We start from the raw sequence: 18010 nt of genomic DNA on the forward strand, positions 1-18010 counted from the left end.
GGGTTCAGCCCTTCTTGGTGGGCTTGGGCGTGGGCGTGGGCGTGTCGGTGGGGGTCGGCGTCGGAGACGGCGCCGGGGCGGGAGCCTTGGCAACCACCACCGTGATGGTCTTCCCCTGCTCGACGGCGGCGTTGACGGGATCGCTTTGATCCGTCACCTTGCCCGGCTCCACCTGGGAGTTCTCCACCTCGACCACCAGGGGGACCAACCCGACCCCCTTCAGCGCGGCCTCGGCTTCTTCGCGTGTCAGGCCCCGCAGTTCAGGAACCACCACCTTGCCCGTGGATACCACCAGCTCGACGCTGGTGCCCACGCCGACGCTCTGTCCCGGGGCCGGGTTCGACGTGATGACAATTCCGGCCGGCACCGTAGCGCTGTTGGCCGTGGTGGTTGACGGAGCACCCACCAGGCCCACCTGGCGAAGGATGTCCCGTGCGGCGGCCTCGGTCTTGCCCGGGAGGCTGTCAGGAATCTTCACCGCGCTGGGCCCATCGGAGACATTGAGGACCACCTCGGCACCTGGATCCATTGAGGCCCCCGCCGAAGGGTCTGTGCCGATGGCCGTTCCCTTGGCGACGGTATCGTTCTGCAGCCTGGTGATCTTGGGACGCAGGTTTGCGTTGTACAGCGTCTGCAGCGCGGCGCTCTCCGTCATTGCCGCCACCGAGGGTATCTGCACCTTGGTCACGGGCGCCGGCCGGTTGACCGTTTCGTAAAGCCAAAGGCCGGCCCCGGCCAGGACCAGCAGGGTGAAGATCACCAGGGTGGCAATCCACGCACGACGACGCGACTTCTGCCGCCTGCTGGGCTCGCGTTCGGGAGGGAGGACAAGCGGGAGCGGCTCAGCTGCCGTGTGCGCGTCCGCCACGTCCAGCGGACCGGCCCCGCCGTCGTCGTGGTACAGGCCGGCGGCAGCCAGCCGTCCGGTGGGAGCGTCATCAAGGAAGCTTGCGCCCGTTGCCGCGAAAGCCTCGGTGCGTGGCTGGGCGTCCGGAACGTGGTCGTTGGGGTCCGTCGGCGCCTCGGACGCCGCCACGGCGGGCACAGCCACGCCGGCCTTCGCGGCCCGCAGGGCGCGCCGGAAGGCTGCGGCATCCTGGAACCTGTCGTCGCGGTTCTTCTGCAGGGCCTTGGCGATGACCGTATCCAGGGCCGGAGAAACGTCCGGGTTCAGGCTGCTGGGTGGATCGGCAATTTCCCGAACGTGCTGGTACGCCACGGAGACCGGGCTGTCCCCGACGAACGGCGGCCGTGAGGTCAGCATTTCGTAGAGCAGGCACGCGGCGGAGTAAAGGTCGCTGCGGGCGTCGACGGTTTCGCCCCTGGCCTGCTCCGGAGACAGGTACTGCGCCGTGCCGACCACCGCCTGGGTCTGGGTCATGGTGGCGGACGAATCGGCGATGGCCCGGGCAATGCCGAAGTCCATCACCTTCACGGAATTGGTTCCCGGGCAGTACATCACGTTGGCCGGTTTGATGTCCCGGTGGACGATCCCGGCTTTATGGCTGTATTCCAGGGCCCCCAGGACGCCAAGGCAGTAATCGATGGCGTGATCGATGGTCACTTCCTTGGCGCGGATCATATCGCGCAGCGTCTTGCCCTCAACGAATTCCATCACGATGTAGGGCACCCGCACGTCCTCGGCCGAGCCGTCGTGGACCAAGTGTTCGCCGGTATCGAAGATGGCCACGATGGAGGGGTGGTTCAAGGCAGCCACCGCCTGGGCCTCGCGCTTGAAGCGTGCCTGGAACTGGGGGTCCCTGGCCATGTCCGGGCGGAGCAGCTTGATGGCAACCGTCCTGCCGAGGCGCGTATCGGTTCCCCGGTAGACATCAGCCATGCCGCCGCGGCCAATGAGGCCGCCGAGCTCGTAGCGGCCGCTCAGGACACGCCGGTTATCCACCGGAAGGTTGTCCTCCCGGTGCAACGGTGTGCGCGATGACTCATTCACTGGTGGTCCCGGCGGTCAGGGAGTGCAGGTTGGGGGCGTTCCGGGCGTCTGGCCGGCCGCACAGGTTGGCAGCGGTGAGATGGGCGTCGGCCCCGCCACGGGCGAGGTGGTGGGCGCAGGCGTCGGTGCCGCCGTGGTGGGGGCGGGTTTAGGAGCGGTGGCGTAGATGACGGTAATGAGCGAACCCTTGGGCACGGTTCCGGTGGGGTTCAGCTCCAGGACAGTACCCGGGGTTGCGGTGCTCTCCTGCGGAAGGACCGTCACCTGGAGTCCCAGGCCTGCGAGGGAAGCCTGGACCTGGCGGTAATCCTTGCCCAGGTAGGCCGCGGGGATCACATTGACCGTGTCCTGCGTGGGTGTGGGGGTGGGAGTCGGTGTGCTGCGGGTCTGCGTGGGCGTGGCCGACGGCGTGGTGCGGGTGGGTGTGGCCGACGGGGAAGGACTGCTGCTGGCGGTGGTGCTGGTGCCGGACGTCGGGTTGCCGGCGGGCGAGAAAAGGCCCACCTGGTTCAGCAGGAAACCCACCAGGGCAAACAGGAGCAGCAGGATCAAGGCGACCAAAGGCCAGGTCCAGGGGCTGCGGCCCTTGCGCCGTGGCTCGTCCGCGGGGCCGTCGTCGTACGTTTCCTCCTCCTGGTCCCAGTTCCGCTCCGCCGCCAGCGCGTTGGCTCGGGCGAGCGGCCCCTGCGGGCCATCCCCGCCTGCCGCCGCTGCGCCCGCAGCCACCCCGGCCGCGGCACCGGCGGCACCGGCGCCCAGGACAGGCAATGCCGACGTTGCGGTGGGAGCTGAATCACGCTGCGCGCCGATCACGCCGGTGGGAGCAGTAGCCGTGTCCACGGGGGCGGTGATGGGTCCGGCCTCGGCATCGAACAGCAGCATGCCCGGCACTGCGGCGCGTGCTGCGTTGATGTCGCCGTTCCGGATGGCCTCCGCGGCTTCGGCCAGTTTGATGGCGTTGGCCGGGCGGTTCTTCGGATCCTTGGCCAGCATGGACATCAGGAGGGCGCGGACCGGGGTGGGCAGGGACTCCGGGAGCGGGGGCGGTGCGTCGTTCACCTGGGCCAGGGCAATGGCGATCTGCGATTCACCGGAGAAAGGCCGGTGGCCGGTGAGGCACTCGTAGCCGATGACGCCCAGAGAATAGATGTCCGATGAACCGGTAGCGGTCTGCCCCGTGGCCTGCTCCGGCGCCAGGTATTGCGCTGTCCCCATGACCTGTCCCGTCTGGGTCAGGGGGACCTGGTCGGCGAGGCGGGCGATGCCGAAATCGGTGACCTTCACCCGGCCGTCGGGGGTGATCAGCAGGTTTCCGGGCTTGACGTCGCGGTGGACCAGTCCCTGCGCGTGGGCAACGGCCAACGCCCGGGCGGTCTGGGCGATCATCGAGAGCGTACGGTCCGGCGAGAGCACGTGCTCGTGCTCGATGATGCTGCTCAGCGGCTGCCCCGGGACCAGCTCCATGACCAGGTAGGCGGAGCCCTCCTCCTCGCCGTAGTCGAAGACATTGGCGATGCCCACGTGGTTCAGCAGGGCCGTGTGCCGGGCTTCGGCGCGGAAACGCTGCAGGAAGCCGGGGTCACCGGTGTACTCCTCCTTCAGCACCTTGATCGCGACGATGCGGCCCAGGACGAGGTCTTTGGCTTTCCAGACTTCGCCCATCCCGCCGATCGCGATCCGCGTGGTCAGCTGGAATCTGCCGCCGAGGGTGATTCCGGTTGTAGGCCTCACTTATTCAACACCGCCTCAAAAATCTTCTTCGCGTTGGGACTGGTCAGCTGCGCACCGTTGATGATGTTGGTGCCTTCCATGACGATCGTGACACTCACCTGCGGGTTGTTCGCGGGGGCGAAACCGGTGAACCAGGAATTGTTCGTTCCGTTTCCGAGCTCCGCGGTGCCGGTCTTTCCGGCCACCTGGACACCGGGAACCGCGGCGCCCTTTGCGATGCCGTCGCTGACGGCGCTTGCCATCCATTCCGTGATCTGGCTGGCGATCTGCGGCGTGGTGGACGTGCGCAGCTGCTGCGGTTGTGGTTCATCGATGACGCGCAGGTCGGGAGAACGCAGGGTCTTGACGAGCTTGGGCTGCATCTGCACGCCGCCGTTGGCAATCGCGGACGTCATCATGTTGATCTGCAGCGGCGTGGCGCGGACATCCTTCTGGCCGATCGCCGACTGGGCCAGGCCGGGTGCGTCCAGGTTGTCAGGGAACACGTTGCCCTGGGCGTGGCCAAGCTTCAGCTGGTCCCCGACGTCCTCGCCAAACCCGAACTTCTTGGCCTGGTCGGCGATGGCGTTGCGGCCAAGGTCCAACGCGATGCTGGCGAACGGCGTGTTGCAGGACTGCTGGAGCGCGAACGCGAACGTGGCGGTGTCCCGGGTGTAGCAGTTGCCGCCGGCGTAGTTGGGCAACTTGTACTGGATGCCGTCAAACGGCATCTCAGCGGGGTTGGGCAGCACACTGTCCTTGTTGTACTTCCCCGAGGCAAGCGCGGCCGCCGTGTCCACGAGCTTGAAGACGGATCCCGGAGCGAGCAACGCGCCGGTGGGGCCGCTGACGTTCTGGTTCAGGTTAATGCCCGGCACCTTGACCAGCTCGTTGATGTTGGCGCTCTCCGCGGTGGGATCCTGCGTGGCCACCAGGTTCGGGTTGTAGGACGGTTTGGACACCATCGCAAGGATGGCGCCTGTCTTGGGATTGGTGACAACGATCGAGCCCCGCTGGCCATCGGGGATGAGGTTGTAAGCCAGCTGCTGGATCTGGGGGTCGATGGTCAGTTCCACCGACGCGCCCTTGGGCTGGTTGCCCAGGAAGAGCTGGCCCACGCGGTCGAGGAAGAGCTGGTCTGAGTTGCCGGCCAGTTCCGCACCCATGGATTGTTCCAGCCCGGTGGCGCCATAATTTTTGGAGAAATACCCGGTCAGTCCCGCGTACAGCTCGGGCTGGGTGTAAGTGCGCTGGAATTTGCAGGTTTCCGAGTTGCTCTCCACCGACTCCGCCACCGGAGTCCCGCCGACAATGATCGAGCCCCGGTCATTGCAGTACGTCTGGAGGATGGCGCGCTTGTTCCACGGGTTGTCCTTAAGCTCGTCGGCGCCCACCACCTGCACGTAGCTGATGGCCCCGAAGATCAGGGCGAACATTGCGATGGCCGCGACCCATGAGTGCCGTATTGCCTGGTTCATGCGTGCTTCACCGCCTCGGTTGGAGTATCAATACCAGTGGATTCGGGCCCGGCCGACGGTGGCAGCGGAGTGGTATCCACCGGTCCCCGGGCCGTGTGCGAGATCATCAGGAGCAGCCCCACGATGATCCAGTTGGCCAGCAGCGACGAGCCGCCCGCCGCCAGGAAGGGCGTGGTGAGGCCGGTCAGCGGGATGAGCCGCGTGACACCGCCGATCACCACGAAGCACTGCAGTGCCACGGCGAAGGACAGCCCGCAGGCCAGCAGCTTTCCAAAGGCGTCCCGGGTACCCAGGGCGGCCCGGAACCCGCGGGTGAAGAGCAGCAGGTACATCAGGACCACCGCGAAGAGGCCAATCAGGCCCAGTTCCTCGCCGAGGGAGGCAATGATCATGTCGCTGTTGGCGAACGGAACCAGGTCGGGGCGCCCCTGTCCCAGGCCGGTACCCACCAGGCCGCCGTTGGCCATGCCGAAGAGGCCCTCGACGATCTGGAAGCTGCCGCCGTACTGCCGCCCGTAGACCTCATCGGTGAAGGCGTTCAACCAGCCGTCGATCCGCAGGCCCACATGGGAGAAGACCTGCGAGGCGATAAGGCCGCCGCCCAGGAACAGCGCCATGCCGATAACTACCCAGCTGATGCGGCTGGTGGCGACATAGATCATGACGATGAACAGGCCGAAGAAGAGGACGGACGAGCCAAGGTCGCTCTGGAAGACAAGGACGCCGATGCTCACCAGCCAGGCGGCGATCATGGGGCCGAGGTCCTTGAAGCGCGGGAACTGCAGCGGTCCCACCTTGCGGCCTGCCAGCAGGATGAGGTCCCGGTTGGAGGAGAGATAGCCGGCAAAGAAAATGGCAAGGGTGATCTTTGCGATCTCACCGGGCTGGAAGGTCATGGGGCCGATCCGGATCCACACGCGGGCACCGAGGATCTCACCCGCACTGATGCCGGGAACCAGCGGGAGCACCAGCAGGACTGCACTGGCCGCCAGGGAAATAAACGTGAATCGACGCAGCACCCTGTGGTCCTTGAGGAACCAGATGACCGCGATTGCCACAGCCATGGCGATCAGCGTCCAGCGGAGCTGGTTGTTCCCGGTGTCACCGCCGGGAGGGTCCAGCCGGTGGATCATGGCCAGGCCCAGGCCGTTCAGGGCAACCACCAGGGGAAGTATTACCGGATCCGCATATTTCGCGCGGAAGCGCAGGACGCCGTGGAACGCCAGGGATGCAACGGCCAGGAGGCTTGACTGGAACCAGAAATCGGAGTCGAAGGCCTTCTGCTGGTCCACGCCCACCAACATGTTGGCGCCGATGCCCACCGTCAGGGCCAGCAGCAGCAGGATGAGTTCAACGTTGCGGCGGGGCTTGGGGGCGGTGTTGACCTGGCTCATTTAGCCCCCTGGCAGGTGATGGTGGGTGTGGGTGAAGGTGACGGTGCCGTCGGTGTGGGCGCGGGTGCCGGAGCAGGTGCGCCTGACGCCGGCGGGGGAGCCGCACTGTCGGTTGGTGCGGGCGGAGACGCGGACGCGGACTGCTTGGGGCACTCCTCTTCCGGAGACGTGCTGCCCGTCAGTTCCAGGTTCTTGACGATCCGCTGGGCGTCGTAGAGGTCGTTGGCCGGCACCGTCTGGCGGACGCGCTGCTGCGAGAAGGGCGGCAGGGAATCCATCCGGATATCCGTCACGGCTTCGAGGGAGGAGAGCTGGATGGGGCCCAGCCGCTGGGAAACCCCGTTGTAGATGGCCACCCGGGAATCGAACTCGCCCACGTAATAACGGGTTTGCGTCCAGGCGTAGCCCAGCCAGAGGCCAATCGCCACCACGACCACCACTGCGGCCGCAACCGACCACGCGATCCAGCGGCGGGGACGAAGCGGAACAAGGGTGTCTGCGGTGTCGCCCGCCGGGTCCGCTTTGTGGGTGAGCAGCGTTGCTGCGCGCCTGGCCACCGTCCGCCCGGCAACCGTGGGGATGGACCCGGATTCCGCGGCGGAAGCAGCTGCGCCCACCAGTTCGTGCGGGCGGGAGGCGAGTTCTTCGCGGAGGACCTCGGCGGACAGGTGTTCGCCCAGGTGCGGGTCCGTGCTGCCGGGCTCTGCGGAACCTGAGCCTGGTTCCGCAGCGCCGCCGCCTCCGGGTTCGGTGGATGCGGGGCCTTCACCGGCGTCGCCGGTGCCGGTATCCGTTGGTGTGGGAGCCTGCTTGGCATGATCCGAAGCGGGGGTTGCCGGCTTGGGGGTGGTGCCGGCCGCTGCGGCGGCAGCGGGCTTGCTGCCCGGCGGCGGCATGATGATCTCGACGGCGGCCGTGCTGACGTCGTCGGGCGTCTCCGGCACGATGTCCAGCACCACCACCGTGACGTTATCCGGGGAACCGGCCTCAAGGGTCAGGTCGACCAGGGTTTCCGCGCACTCGCGCAGGTCCTTGGTTTCCTTGACAGTCCGTTCCACGGCATGCCCGGCAACGTAGTTCAATCCGTCCGAGCACAGCAGCCAGCGGTCGCCCTGCCGTGCTTCCAGGGTGTCCAGGTCCAGCTCGGGGCTGGCGTCAACATCACCCAGGACACGCATCAGGACGTTCTTGTGCGGGTGTGTTTCGGCTTCCTCGGGCCGGAGGCGGCCCTCGTCGATCAGCCGCTGGACAAAGGTGTGGTCCACGCTGATTTGCTTGAATTCGCCGTCACGGAGCCGGTAGGCGCGGGAATCGCCGATGTGGGCGAAGTGCAGCTTCCCGCCGGCCAGCAGCAGGGCGGTGACGGTGGTGCCCATCCCTGCGAGCTTGGGGTTGATGTGCACCAGCTCGGAGAGCAGGGAGTTGGCGGTCTGAATTTCGTCGGCCAGGATGGTGCCGGCATCGTCACCGTAGTCCGGCCGGTCCAGGTGGATCATGTCAAGGACGGTGGCGGCGGAGGCAACGTCACCACCTGCATGCCCGCCCATGCCATCGGCGACCACGGCGAGGTGGCGGCCCACGTAGGCGGAGTCGTCGTTCTTTGAGCGGATCCGGCCCACGTCCGAACGCGCTGCGTAGCGCATGATGAGGGGCCGCTCGGCCGGATTGGATCCGGGTGCGGGCTTGTCAGTCACGGCCACGGTTACGGCCTCAATTCAATGACCGTCTTGCCGATTCTCACGGGTACCCCTGGCTCAACCGGCAGGGCGCGGGTCAGTTGCTGGTCTCCCAGGTAAGTTCCATTGGTGGAGCCGAGATCTTCGATAAACCACCGGCTGCCCTGCGGGAACAGCCTGGCGTGGCGGCCGGAAGCGTAATCGTCCTCCAGGACCAAGGTGGCTTCCTGGGCGCGTCCCAGCAGGATGGGGCTGGCGGCCAGGGGAAGGGTCTTGCCCTTGAGGGGGCCTTCCACCACCACCAGTTGCCGGGCCTGCTGCTTCACGGGCTGTTGCGGTGGCTCGGCCAGTTCCGGGTTCCGGCGGACCTGGCGTGCCGTGGGTGCGCCGGCCGCTGCCTTGCGGCCCACCATGAGGTCGCGGCGCATGGCCGAGACGATGCTGAAGATGAGCACCCAGAGGAGCAGCAGGAAGCCGAACCGCAGTGCGGTGATGGTGAGGTCGCTCATGCGCGGCCACCCGGGTTGGCAGGAAGCAGGCGGAAGATAATCTTTGTCCGTCCCATCGTGATGGTGGAGCCGTCCGTGAGTTCGGTGCTTCCGGAGACCCTTTGCCCGTTGACGTAGCTGCCATTGGTGGAACCCAGGTCCACCGCATTCGTTACGCCGTTGGCCGTGCGGATTTCGAGGTGGCGGCGCGAAACGCCCGTGTCCTCGATGTGGATGTCTGCTTCGGAGGACCGGCCCAGGACGATGGACGGGGCATTCAGCGAATAGCGCTGGCCGTCGATATCGAGCACCGGTTGGAGCCTTGCCGGCTGCCGGCTCGGTGCTGCCGGAACATTGGGCCGCCCTTGGGCGGGTGCCGGAGCCGGGGAGCCTTGGGATTTCTCGGTCGAGGAAGCGATCTCGAAGTCACCGGCCCGAAGCCCGGACTCCCGTCGGAAGGAAATCCTGACCGGCCCTTGGAGGACGTAGCCCTGGCTGCGGACGTGGTTGATGACGACGTCGCAAAGTTCTTCGGCGAGGGGAGTGCCCCACTCCTGTGCGCGCCGGAAATCCTCATCACTGAGCTGGACGTCGAAAACGTTGGGCACCAATGTGCGGCCGGCAGCTACGGTGAGGGCCTTGTGGTCCACTTCGCGGCGGAGCCTGCTGGCAATCTCCACAGGCTCGACCTGGGCTTTGGAACCGGTGGAGAAGACACCGCGGACGGCCTTTTCAATGCCGCGTTCGACCTTGTCCAGCAGACCCATGGTTCTTCTCCTTTCCCCCCGGTTCCGGGGCAGTGGTAGTTCCTGACCAGCACCTGCGGTGCAGTGCGCCGCATTGTGGGGTGGCCGCACACGGCAGCCACTCCTGTATCCGATACTACTGGCCAGCCCTGTGAATGACCTTAATCCACAACGGCCGGGCGCCGGCAAAGATTCGTTTTCACAACCGGGTGTCCCCGCCGCCGACCCGGCTTTCGGTGGCTTCCCCGGCCCGTTCCAGCGCTGTTTTTGCGCTGCCGCCAACCGGCTCCGGGGTGGGAAAGGCGGCTGCCCGGCGGTCAATTGGTAATTTGCCGTATATGTCCGTTATGCTTGATCTCGCTGCTTTTACGAGGTGCAGGAACGGGAATCCGGGCCGGCTGAGTGGAAGAAGTTGCGCGCGAGTGGCGGAACGGCAGACGCGCTGGCTTCAGGTGCCAGTGTCCGAAAGGGCGTGGGGGTTCAAATCCCCCCTCGCGCACGCAAAATGGAAGAGCCCCGGTCTTGGACCGGGGCTCTTCTGCGTTCCTGGCCAATCATGGGCTGGTTCGCGGATCCGTCCCTACAAAGACCGGAGGCGCGAACAAGCTTAGGAATCCGACGGCGAAGCGTCCCGCTGTGCGGCCGGGCGCGCGGAAGCCTTGAACCGGCGTCGTGAATTGGCCAGGTGGCTCCGCATGGCGGCCGCCGCGGCAGCCCCGTCACCATCCGCGATGGCCTCCAGGATGGAGCGGTGCTCCAGTACCACCTGGTCGAAATGGTCCCGCGCATAATGCTCGACGCCGGTCATCAGGCGGGTGCGCGGCATCGCGATCATGGTCTGCCCCAGGGCTGCCAGGCAGTCGGAGTAATAGGGGTTGCCGGATGCCGCCGCCACGGCCCGGTGGAATTCGAAGTCCGACTTCATGGCGTGGGCAGGGTGTCCTGAGCTTCCGGCGAAGGCCTCCAGTGCCGTGCCGACGGCCCGCAACTGCCTGTCCGTGCGGTTGCGGGCAGCCAATGCCGCGGCCTCCGTCTCCACGCCCATGCGGAATTCCAGCAGGTGGAGCCTGTCCTCCGTGCTGGCCACGGGCCGTCCACCCGGCGTGGCCGGCGGTGCGTCCGAGGGCGGCGTGAGGGCGAAACTGCCGCGCCCCCGCTCGGTTTCGACGAGTCCCTCGGCCTGCAACCGGGTCAGGGCTGCGCGGACCACCGTCCGGCTGACGCCGAAGTCGCTGATGAGCGTGTTCTCGCTGGGTAGCTTCTCGCCCGGCTGGATGACGCCGTCGACGATGCGGTTGCGAAGGTCAGCGGCGAGATCCGCGGTGAGGTTCCGGCTCATGGGTCAAGGTTACGCGCCGAATTCCACGCTCTCGGTAGTCCAGGCGCGCGCCTGGTCGCTGAGGGTGACGCCGAGGCCGGGGCGGTCCGGGACGACCATCCGGCCGTCCTTGGTCTCCAGGCGTTCGTTGAACAGCGGATCCAGCCAGTCGAAGTGCTCCACCCAGGGCTCGCGGGGGTAGGCCGCGGCGAGGTGGAGGTGGATTTCCATGGCGAAGTGCGGGGCAAGACCCAGGCCGCGTTCGTCGGCCAGGGCGGCGAGGCGGAGGAACTGGGTGATGCCGCCGACGCGTGGGGCATCGGGCTGGATAATGTCGCAGCCGTTGGCGGCGATGAGGCCCTTGTGCTCGGCGACGGAGGCGAGCATTTCACCGGTGGCGATGGGCGTGTCCAGGACCTGCGCGAGGTGGGCGTGGCCTTCGAAGTCGTAGGCGTCCAGCGGCTCCTCGATCCAGACCAGGTCGAAGTCCTCGAGGCGGCGCCCCATGCGCAGGGCGGTGGCGCGGTCCCACTGCTGGTTGGCGTCCACCATCAGCGGAACGTCAGGCCCGATGTGCTCCCGGATGCCGGCGACCCGGCGCAGGTCCTCCTTGCTGTCCGGCAGGCCTACCTTGATCTTGATGCCGCCGATCCCTTCCTCGATGGACCGGGTGGCCCGGTCCTTCACTTCGTCGAGGGTGGCGTTGAGGAAGCCGCCGGAGGTGTTGTAGGTCCGCACCGAGTCGCGGTATGAGCCCAGGAGCTTGGCCAGCGGCAGTCCCGCGCGTTTTGCCTTCAGGTCGTACAAGGCGATGTCGACGGCGGCCAGGGCCTGGGTGGCGACGCCGGAGCGGCCCACGGAGGCGCCGGCCCACAGGAGTTTGGTGTAGATCCTGGCGATGTCGTTGGGGTCCTCGCCGATCAGGCCTTCGGCGACCTCTTTTGCGTGGGCGTACTGGGCCGGTCCGCCGGCCCGCTTGGAGTAGCTGAAGCCGATGCCCGAATGCCCGAGTTCGGTGGTGATCTCGGCGAACAGGAAGACCACCTCGGTCATGGGCTTCTGCCGGCCGGTGAAGACCTTGGCGTCGCTGATGGGAACGGTGAGGGGCAGGCGCGCAGTGGACAGCTTGACGTGCCGGATCAGGTCGACGGTACTCATTGATTCTCCTAGGGGCGTGGCTGGGCTCCATCGCCCACCCCCTTAGGATATAAGTCACAAACTTGTATTACAAGTAGTGTGGGCTCTGTAGCATCCACCACTCCGCGGCCGCGGCAGGAATCAACATGTCGGGACATACCCGGGGCAAGATCATCGTGGCGGTGGATCACACCGCCTGAGTCCGCCAGCGGGGCGTTACTTCCTGATTGCCCCAAAGCCTGCAATCAGTGCTTCGAGTCCAAGGCCGAAGGCGGTGTCGGCCGGGCGGCCACGTTCCTGCCCGGCCGTCGCATCCTGCCCTGATGCCGAACTTCGCACGGCCGCCGTGAAATAAGGTGTGGATTCCGCCAATGAACCGGCGTCGAAGATATCCTCGGGCGCCGTGACGTCGTAGGCGGAGCCAAAGATAAAGGACTCCAGTGCCACGATGGACGGCACGATCCGGTCCTGGGGGAACCCGGCGTCGGAAAATCCCCTGCTGACGGTTTCGTACATGGCGAGGGTCTGCGGGGCATCCGTCACAGGCAGGACGGCGATGACGGGAATCAGCGGGGTGTGTTCGGCAAAGACATCCCGGTAGCTCCAGGCCCAGGTCCGCACGGCGTCTTCCCAGCTGCTGCCGCCGAATCCGGAAACATCCACCAGGGACATCAGGTGGTCCTCCACCAGGAGCAGGACGTCGTGCTTGGACGCCACGTGGTTGTAGAGGGCGGACGGCGCCACGTCGAGCACCTTGGCCAGGGCGGCCATGGTCAACCCGTCATAGCCCTTGCGGCTGACCAGCTTCAGTGCGGCCGAGGTAATCCCCGCTTTGTCCAGCACCGCCGCCGACGGCCGGCCCGCCCGCCTCCTCTGCGCGCCCCCGCTGGTGGCGGTGCGTCCCTGTGCGGCTGATACTGCCGGCATTCCTGCCCTTTCGTCGGTGGTCTCCAGCATTATTCCATCCGGGACTTCCGCTCCCCGATGCCACCGGCTATAGTTCTACTAAATGAATGACATTCATTTAGTGGTTTCCATCACCAGGGAAGCCGAAGAGAGGACATCATGCTGAACCTGAACCGCGACGTCGTGGTCGTTGGAGCCGGGCCGTCCGGACTCACCGCCGCCCGTGAACTGAAGAAGGCCGGCCTCACCGTCGCCGTGCTTGAGGCCCGCGACCGCGTGGGCGGCCGCACCTGGACGGACACCGTGGACGGCGCCATGCTCGAGATTGGCGGCCAGTGGGTTTCCCCGGACCAGACCGCCCTTCTGGAACTCCTCCGGGAACTGAACCTGGAGACCTACCCGCGCTACCGCGACGGCGAGTCCATCTACATCGGTGCGGACGGTTCGCCCGTGCGCTACACGGGAGACTCCTTTCCCGTGGACGCGGACACCGCCGTCGAAATGGACCGCCTGGTGTCCCTCCTGGACGGCCTGGCTGCCGAGATCGGTGCCACGGAGCCGTGGGCCCACCCGAAAGCCCGTGACCTGGACACCATCTCCTTCCATCACTGGTTGCGGCAACACTCCGCCAACGAGGAAGCCTGCAAAAACATCGGACTCTTCATCGCAGGGGGCATGCTCACCAAGCCGGCCCACGCCTTCTCCGCCCTGCAGGCGGTCCTGATGGCCGCCTCCGCCGGCTCCTTCACCCACCTGACGGACGAGGACTTCATCCTGGACCGGCGCGTGGTGGGCGGGATGCAGCAGGTTTCGCTGCTCCAGGCGCAGGAGTTGGGCGACGACGTCGTCCTGGACTCCCCGGTGCGCACCATCAACTGGGAGCCGGATGCCGACGGCGGTTACCGGGTCGCCGTCGAGTCGGACCGCGCCAGCGTCAACGCCCGCTTTGTGATCATGGCCGTGCCGCCCAACCTCTACTCCCGCGTCTCCTTCAACCCGCCGTTGCCGCGCCGCCAGCACCAGATGCACCAGCACCAGTCCCTGGGCCTGGTCATCAAGGTCCATGCCGTCTACGCCACTCCTTTCTGGCGGGACAAGGGGCTTTCGGGTACCGGCTTTGGCGCGGATGCCGTGGTGCAGGAGGTTTACGACAACACCAACCACGGAGATTCCCGCGGCACCCTGGTGGGTTTTGTTTCCGATGAGAAGGCAGATGCCCTCTTCGAGCTCAGTGCCGGGGACCGCAAGCGTGCCATCCTGGAATCCATTGCCGGCTTCCTTGGCGACGAAGCCCTGGCTCCGGAGGTCTACTACGAATCCGACTGGGGTTCGGAGGAGTGGACCCGGGGCGCCTATGCTGCCAGCTACGACCTGGGCGGCCTGCACCGCTACGGCAAGGACCAGCTGGCCCCCGTGGGTCCTATCTACTGGTCCTCGTCCGACCTGGCTGCCGAAGGCTATCAGCACGTCGACGGTGCCGTACGCATGGGCCGCCTGACCGCCGCGCGCATAACTGAAGTGGCGAAGGTTCCGGTCGCTGCCGGCTGGTAAATAAGCATGCTTACTAATAGGCTGGCGACGGGGAGCGTCCCCGACTCCAGACGAACGAGGTGAGGCATGACTGACGCCCAGAGCATCAGCAAGGTTACTGAAATCATCAACGATGCCAGGATCGGGATGGTCACCACCATCAACGAAGCAGGCGCCCTCGTCAGCCGGCCGCTGGCAGTCCAGGAGGTCATGGACGACGGCGACATGTGGTTCTTCACCGGCCTGGGCACCTCACAGGTTGCGCACGTCCGGGCCGATCCGCGCATCAACGTCGCCTTTGGCAAGAACACCGAATGGGTTTCCGTTGCCGGAACCGCCGAGGTGGTCACGGACCGGGCCAAGATCCACGAAATGTGGAACCAGGTGGTCGAAGCATGGTTCCCGGACGGTCCGGACACCCCCGAGGTGTGCCTGCTCCGGGTCGAATCGGACTCCGCGGAATACTGGACCAGCCCGGGTGGCAGGGCGGCCACCGTGCTGCAGTGGGTGAAGTCGAAGGTCACCAACAGCCGAATGAGTGTTGGCGAGAGCGGAACCGTGGAACTTTAGCAGTACGACGGGGCGGAGCGGCTACGGCTGCTCCGCCCTTTTCAGTGCCTGCAGGACGGCCGGCAGCAGCACGTCATTGCGGCCCCACAGCGGATCCAGGATCTCCACGTACCAGGAGTCCGCGAGGAGCAGGGCCAGGGCATCGTTGGTTTCCACGGCCCAGTCCCGGATCTGTTCCTCCTCCACCGGGTTTTCGCTGGAGCCCAGAACCGTGGTCACTTCCGATCCGGCGAGGGTGACGGGGATGGCTGCGCTGCTTGCCTCGCCCGGTGCGTGTGCCACGGTCACCAGTTCGGTGCGTGTGGACAGTGCCAGCAGTTCACCGGCGGTATCGGCACTGCAGAACCCGGTGACGTATTCCCGTTGCGCCGCCGCGCCGTCCCGGATGCCGGGTTGGGATTCCTTGGTGAACAGCCCGTGCCGGTTCAGCTCGGCCAGGGCTCCGGCGATGGGCCTGGTTTCATCGTCGGAGCCCGGGGCAAAGTGCCCGGGCTGGTAGGAACTCCCGCCCTCCAGCCACCGGGCCGTCAGTTCCCCGGCGGCCTCAAGGGTGGTGGCTTGGCGCCAGACTCCACGGTCCTCCAACAGTCGGCCGAACTTGTCATGGACCGGCACTTCCTCAGGCTTCATCCTCGGATGCTATCGCCGGTGCTGCGGCCGATCCACCGCACACGACACAGCAGTTAACGTCAGCCTGCCTGGTCGGCCGGCTGGCGGGACGGAATTCCCGCAGCCCGTTCGGCGGCCACCAGGGTTGCCGCCAGGCTCCCGACGGCGTCCGGGTATGCGGCGTGCGCGGCAGTGCGCAGCTGGTCCGCGGTGCGCATCGCCTTGATCAGTGCCGAGGTCTCCGGCAGGCGCACGTCGGTCAGTGCGGGGTAGTCGATGGTGTTGGCCGGATCGAGCTCATAGCGGCGCCAGCGGAGCAAGAGCTCGTCGTGGCGCGCCGTGGCGGCCTGATGGGCTGAGTGCTGCTGCCGGTGCTCACGGCGGCCCGCATGCCATGCCAGGTACCGGGGGGTGGCATGGTGGGCGGCAAAGCCCGCGGCCACACCCGCGCCCGCCATGACCAGCCCGGACCACGGGGACAGCATCGCAGGAATGATCAAGGCCGGAAGTGCAACGCACGAGCCGAGGAAGAGGTCCCAGAACAGCTGGTCCGGCACCTCCGCCGCGCGGCCCTTTCGGCCCAGCGCCCGGCGTCGCACGGCAAAAACAGTGGCGGCCACGCTGGCAACCAGGACCGGACCGCACAACAGGACCGCCCACGCACCTTGATGCAGTCCTTGGAGCAGGACTTCGGCCATGGCTGACATTTTGCACCTCCAGCGCCCGCAGGCCCCGGGCCGGAACGCCCGGGCTGGTCATTCCATTGCACCCTCTTCCGGGCACAGCGTCAATGGCGTCAGGGAATGGCCACAGGGGGTACTGGGAAGCGTTAGGACATGGGTAGCGTGGACCCATGCGTATCAAAATGTGCAGCATCCACGTCCAGGATCCCGCCGCCGCCCATGCCTTCTATACCGGGACCCTGGGCTTCGACACACTCATGGCCATGCCTGAGTACAACCTTTACATCATCAAAGACCCCGGTGCGGACGACAGTTCCACGGGGCTGCTCCTGGAGCCCAGCGACAATCCGATCGGCGCGGACTACATGAACGCCGTGCGTGAAGCGGGGCTGCCCGCCATCGTCTTCGGCGTGCAGGACGTGCAGGCCGAATTCGAACGGCTGACGGCTGCCGGCGTCACCTTCAAGACGCCGCCCACCACGGATCCGTTCGGCACCAGTGCCGTGTTCGACGACGGCTGCGGCAACTACATCCAGATCCACCAGGACTGAGGGCTACTCCGCCTTCGCGCGGTCCTTCTTGGCCTGCTTCTTCGTGGCCTCGTCCTTGACCCGCTGGGCCTCGGCTCGGACGGCTGCGTGCGTGGAACGCTCGGTGACCAGCCATTGCGGCGGTGCCTGCAGCAGGGCGGTGATCTCCGCCGTCGTGAGCGCTTCCTCCACGCCGCCGCGGGCCAGGCCGCTGATGGACACGTTCAGCTTCTGTGCCACCACCGGGCGGGGGTGCGGGCCGTTACGGCGGAGTTCGGCGAGCCACTCCGGCGGGTTGGCCTGCAGCTCGGCGAATTCCTCGCGGGTGATCGTTGAATCCTGGAACTCCTGCGGCGCAGCGGGCAGGTAGATGCCAAGTTTCTGGGCAACGGTGGCCGGCTTCATGGACTGGGAGTTTGCAGAGGTCATGCTTCAAGGGTATCCGGGCGGCGGGTACTGTGAAGACGTGCCCGCCGACAATACCCCTTCCCCTGACGCCCCGGATGCCGTTGCCGGCGCAGAGCCGCGGATGCTTCGCATCTCCTACGTGGCAGGAGTGACGCCCGGTAAGTGGATCCGCCGGTGGGAGGAGCGGATGCAGGATATTCCGCTGCTGGCCTCCATGGTGGACGACGGCGACCAGCTTGAGGTGCTCCGCGACGGCAGGGCCGACATGGCCTTCGTCAGGCTTCCGGTGGACCGGGACGGCCTCAGCGTCATCCCGCTGTATGAGGAGCAGCCCGTGGTGGTGGCCCCCAAAGGCCACGAGATTTCCGTGTTCGAGGAAGTGGCGCTTGCCGACCTGGAACAGGAATCGATCCTGGATGTGGCCGCACTGGGCGGACCCGAGGCGGCGCTCCAGGTGGTTGCCGCCGGCGCCGGGCTGGTGATTATCCCCACGCCGGTGGCGCGCCACCTCAACGTCAAAGATACGGTGGCGCGGCGGCTGACCGGCATGGACGGAACGGAAATCGCGCTGGCTTGGCCCGCCGAGGCCACGGACGAGGTCCTTGAGGAGTTCATCGGCATCGTCCGCGGGCGCACTGCCCACAGTTCGCGGCAGCCCTCTGCCCAGCCGGTCAAGGAGAAGAAGGCCCCCAAGCCGGACCGGCGGGGAACCGGAACCAAAAAGGCCCCTAAAGTGGCCCAGCGCTATGCTCCCAACCCGGACAAGGGCCGTGGCAGGGGCTCGCGGAAAAAAGGCCAAAGATAACCACTTACGGGTCCGTGGCGGGCAAATAATAAGTCTACTTGCGAATATGTTGCTAAGCATGCTTATTGTAG

At 66.5% G+C, this 18010-nt stretch carries 17 protein-coding genes and 1 tRNA gene; 5 read left to right on the top strand and 13 right to left on the bottom strand.

Going from position 1 to position 18010, the window contains the following annotated elements; all coding sequences use genetic code 11:
* Positions 1-4 precede the first annotated feature (4 nt).
* Genes pknB through ACFVVC_RS12040 form a run of 7 tightly spaced genes read right to left on the bottom strand, consistent with a single transcriptional unit; the run spans position 5 to position 9464 of the window.
* Complete coding sequence (pknB, locus tag ACFVVC_RS12010; protein ID WP_387453164.1) at positions 5-1951, bottom strand: Stk1 family PASTA domain-containing Ser/Thr kinase; 1947 nt, start codon at positions 1949-1951, stop codon at positions 5-7.
* Positions 1952-1966: 15 nt separating this feature from the next.
* Positions 1967-3682 carry a protein kinase gene (locus tag ACFVVC_RS12015; protein WP_387453167.1) on the bottom strand — a complete coding sequence of 572 codons (1716 nt, stop codon included), beginning with the start codon at positions 3680-3682 and terminating at the stop codon, positions 1967-1969.
* Positions 3679-5139, bottom strand: coding sequence for a peptidoglycan D,D-transpeptidase FtsI family protein (locus ACFVVC_RS12020; protein WP_387453170.1), 1461 nt, complete (start codon positions 5137-5139; stop codon positions 3679-3681). Before ACFVVC_RS12020 ends, ACFVVC_RS12015 begins: the two co-directional genes overlap by 4 nt.
* Entirely contained in the window at positions 5136-6533 is a 1398-nt protein-coding gene (locus tag ACFVVC_RS12025; protein WP_387453173.1) for an FtsW/RodA/SpoVE family cell cycle protein, read from the bottom strand. The genes ACFVVC_RS12020 and ACFVVC_RS12025 overlap by 4 nt, the downstream gene beginning before the upstream one ends.
* Positions 6530-8233, bottom strand: coding sequence for a PP2C family protein-serine/threonine phosphatase (locus tag ACFVVC_RS12030; RefSeq protein ID WP_387453176.1), 1704 nt, complete (start codon positions 8231-8233; stop codon positions 6530-6532). The genes ACFVVC_RS12025 and ACFVVC_RS12030 overlap by 4 nt, the downstream gene beginning before the upstream one ends.
* Positions 8234-8235: 2 nt before the next feature.
* Positions 8236-8718, bottom strand: a complete 483-nt coding sequence (locus tag ACFVVC_RS12035) for an FHA domain-containing protein (RefSeq protein WP_285243413.1) — start codon at positions 8716-8718, stop codon at positions 8236-8238.
* Positions 8715-9464 (bottom strand): FhaA domain-containing protein, encoded by a 750-nt coding sequence (locus ACFVVC_RS12040; RefSeq protein ID WP_387453180.1) that lies wholly within the window; start codon positions 9462-9464, stop codon positions 8715-8717. The genes ACFVVC_RS12035 and ACFVVC_RS12040 overlap by 4 nt, the downstream gene beginning before the upstream one ends.
* 395 nt (positions 9465-9859) lie before the next feature.
* Here ACFVVC_RS12040 and ACFVVC_RS12045 point away from each other — a divergent pair.
* Positions 9860-9942, top strand: a tRNA-Leu gene (locus ACFVVC_RS12045).
* 108 nt (positions 9943-10050) lie between these two features.
* On the opposite strand, the gene ACFVVC_RS12050 is transcribed toward ACFVVC_RS12045, so the two are convergent.
* From ACFVVC_RS12050 to ACFVVC_RS12060, 3 genes are all read right to left on the bottom strand, one after another.
* Complete coding sequence (locus tag ACFVVC_RS12050; RefSeq protein ID WP_387453183.1) at positions 10051-10782, bottom strand: FadR/GntR family transcriptional regulator; 732 nt, start codon at positions 10780-10782, stop codon at positions 10051-10053.
* A 9-nt stretch (positions 10783-10791) separates the two neighbouring features.
* Positions 10792-11919, bottom strand: a complete 1128-nt coding sequence (locus tag ACFVVC_RS12055) for a mandelate racemase/muconate lactonizing enzyme family protein (RefSeq protein ID WP_387453186.1) — start codon at positions 11917-11919, stop codon at positions 10792-10794.
* A gap of 195 nt (positions 11920-12114) precedes the next feature.
* Positions 12115-12855, bottom strand: coding sequence for a TetR/AcrR family transcriptional regulator (locus ACFVVC_RS12060; protein WP_387453189.1), 741 nt, complete (start codon positions 12853-12855; stop codon positions 12115-12117).
* A 108-nt stretch (positions 12856-12963) separates the two neighbouring features.
* Here ACFVVC_RS12060 and ACFVVC_RS12065 point away from each other — a divergent pair, with 108 nt between their 5' ends.
* Positions 12964-14355, top strand: a complete 1392-nt coding sequence (locus tag ACFVVC_RS12065) for a flavin monoamine oxidase family protein (protein ID WP_387453192.1) — start codon at positions 12964-12966, stop codon at positions 14353-14355.
* 66 nt (positions 14356-14421) lie between these two features.
* Entirely contained in the window at positions 14422-14904 is a 483-nt protein-coding gene (locus ACFVVC_RS12070; RefSeq protein ID WP_387453195.1) for a pyridoxamine 5'-phosphate oxidase family protein, read from the top strand.
* Positions 14905-14925: 21 nt separating this feature from the next.
* Here the strand turns inward: ACFVVC_RS12070 and ACFVVC_RS12075 are convergent, their stop codons facing one another.
* Positions 14926-15534: a DUF6919 domain-containing protein gene (locus ACFVVC_RS12075; RefSeq protein WP_387453198.1), complete on the bottom strand. Its 609-nt coding sequence runs from the start codon at positions 15532-15534 to the stop codon at positions 14926-14928.
* 59 nt (positions 15535-15593) lie between these two features.
* Positions 15594-16211, bottom strand: a complete 618-nt coding sequence (locus ACFVVC_RS12080) for a hypothetical protein (RefSeq protein WP_387453201.1) — start codon at positions 16209-16211, stop codon at positions 15594-15596.
* Positions 16212-16366: 155 nt separating this feature from the next.
* Here ACFVVC_RS12080 and ACFVVC_RS12085 point away from each other — a divergent pair, with 155 nt between their 5' ends.
* Entirely contained in the window at positions 16367-16747 is a 381-nt protein-coding gene (locus tag ACFVVC_RS12085; protein ID WP_387453204.1) for a VOC family protein, read from the top strand.
* Positions 16748-16750: 3 nt separating this feature from the next.
* On the opposite strand, the gene ACFVVC_RS12090 is transcribed toward ACFVVC_RS12085, so the two are convergent.
* Positions 16751-17155 (bottom strand): DUF5997 family protein, encoded by a 405-nt coding sequence (locus ACFVVC_RS12090; RefSeq protein ID WP_387453207.1) that lies wholly within the window; start codon positions 17153-17155, stop codon positions 16751-16753.
* Between ACFVVC_RS12090 and ACFVVC_RS12095 the strand changes: the two genes are divergently transcribed.
* A complete protein-coding gene (locus ACFVVC_RS12095) occupies positions 17118-17939 on the top strand; it encodes a LysR family substrate-binding domain-containing protein (protein WP_387453210.1) in 822 nt (273 codons plus the stop codon). The two genes, ACFVVC_RS12090 and ACFVVC_RS12095, sit on opposite strands and share 38 nt — an antisense overlap.
* The last annotated feature ends 71 nt before the right edge of the window (positions 17940-18010 follow it).

It is taken from the genome of Pseudarthrobacter sp. NPDC058196, assembly GCF_042882685.1.
GTDB lineage: Bacteria > Actinomycetota > Actinomycetes > Actinomycetales > Micrococcaceae > Arthrobacter.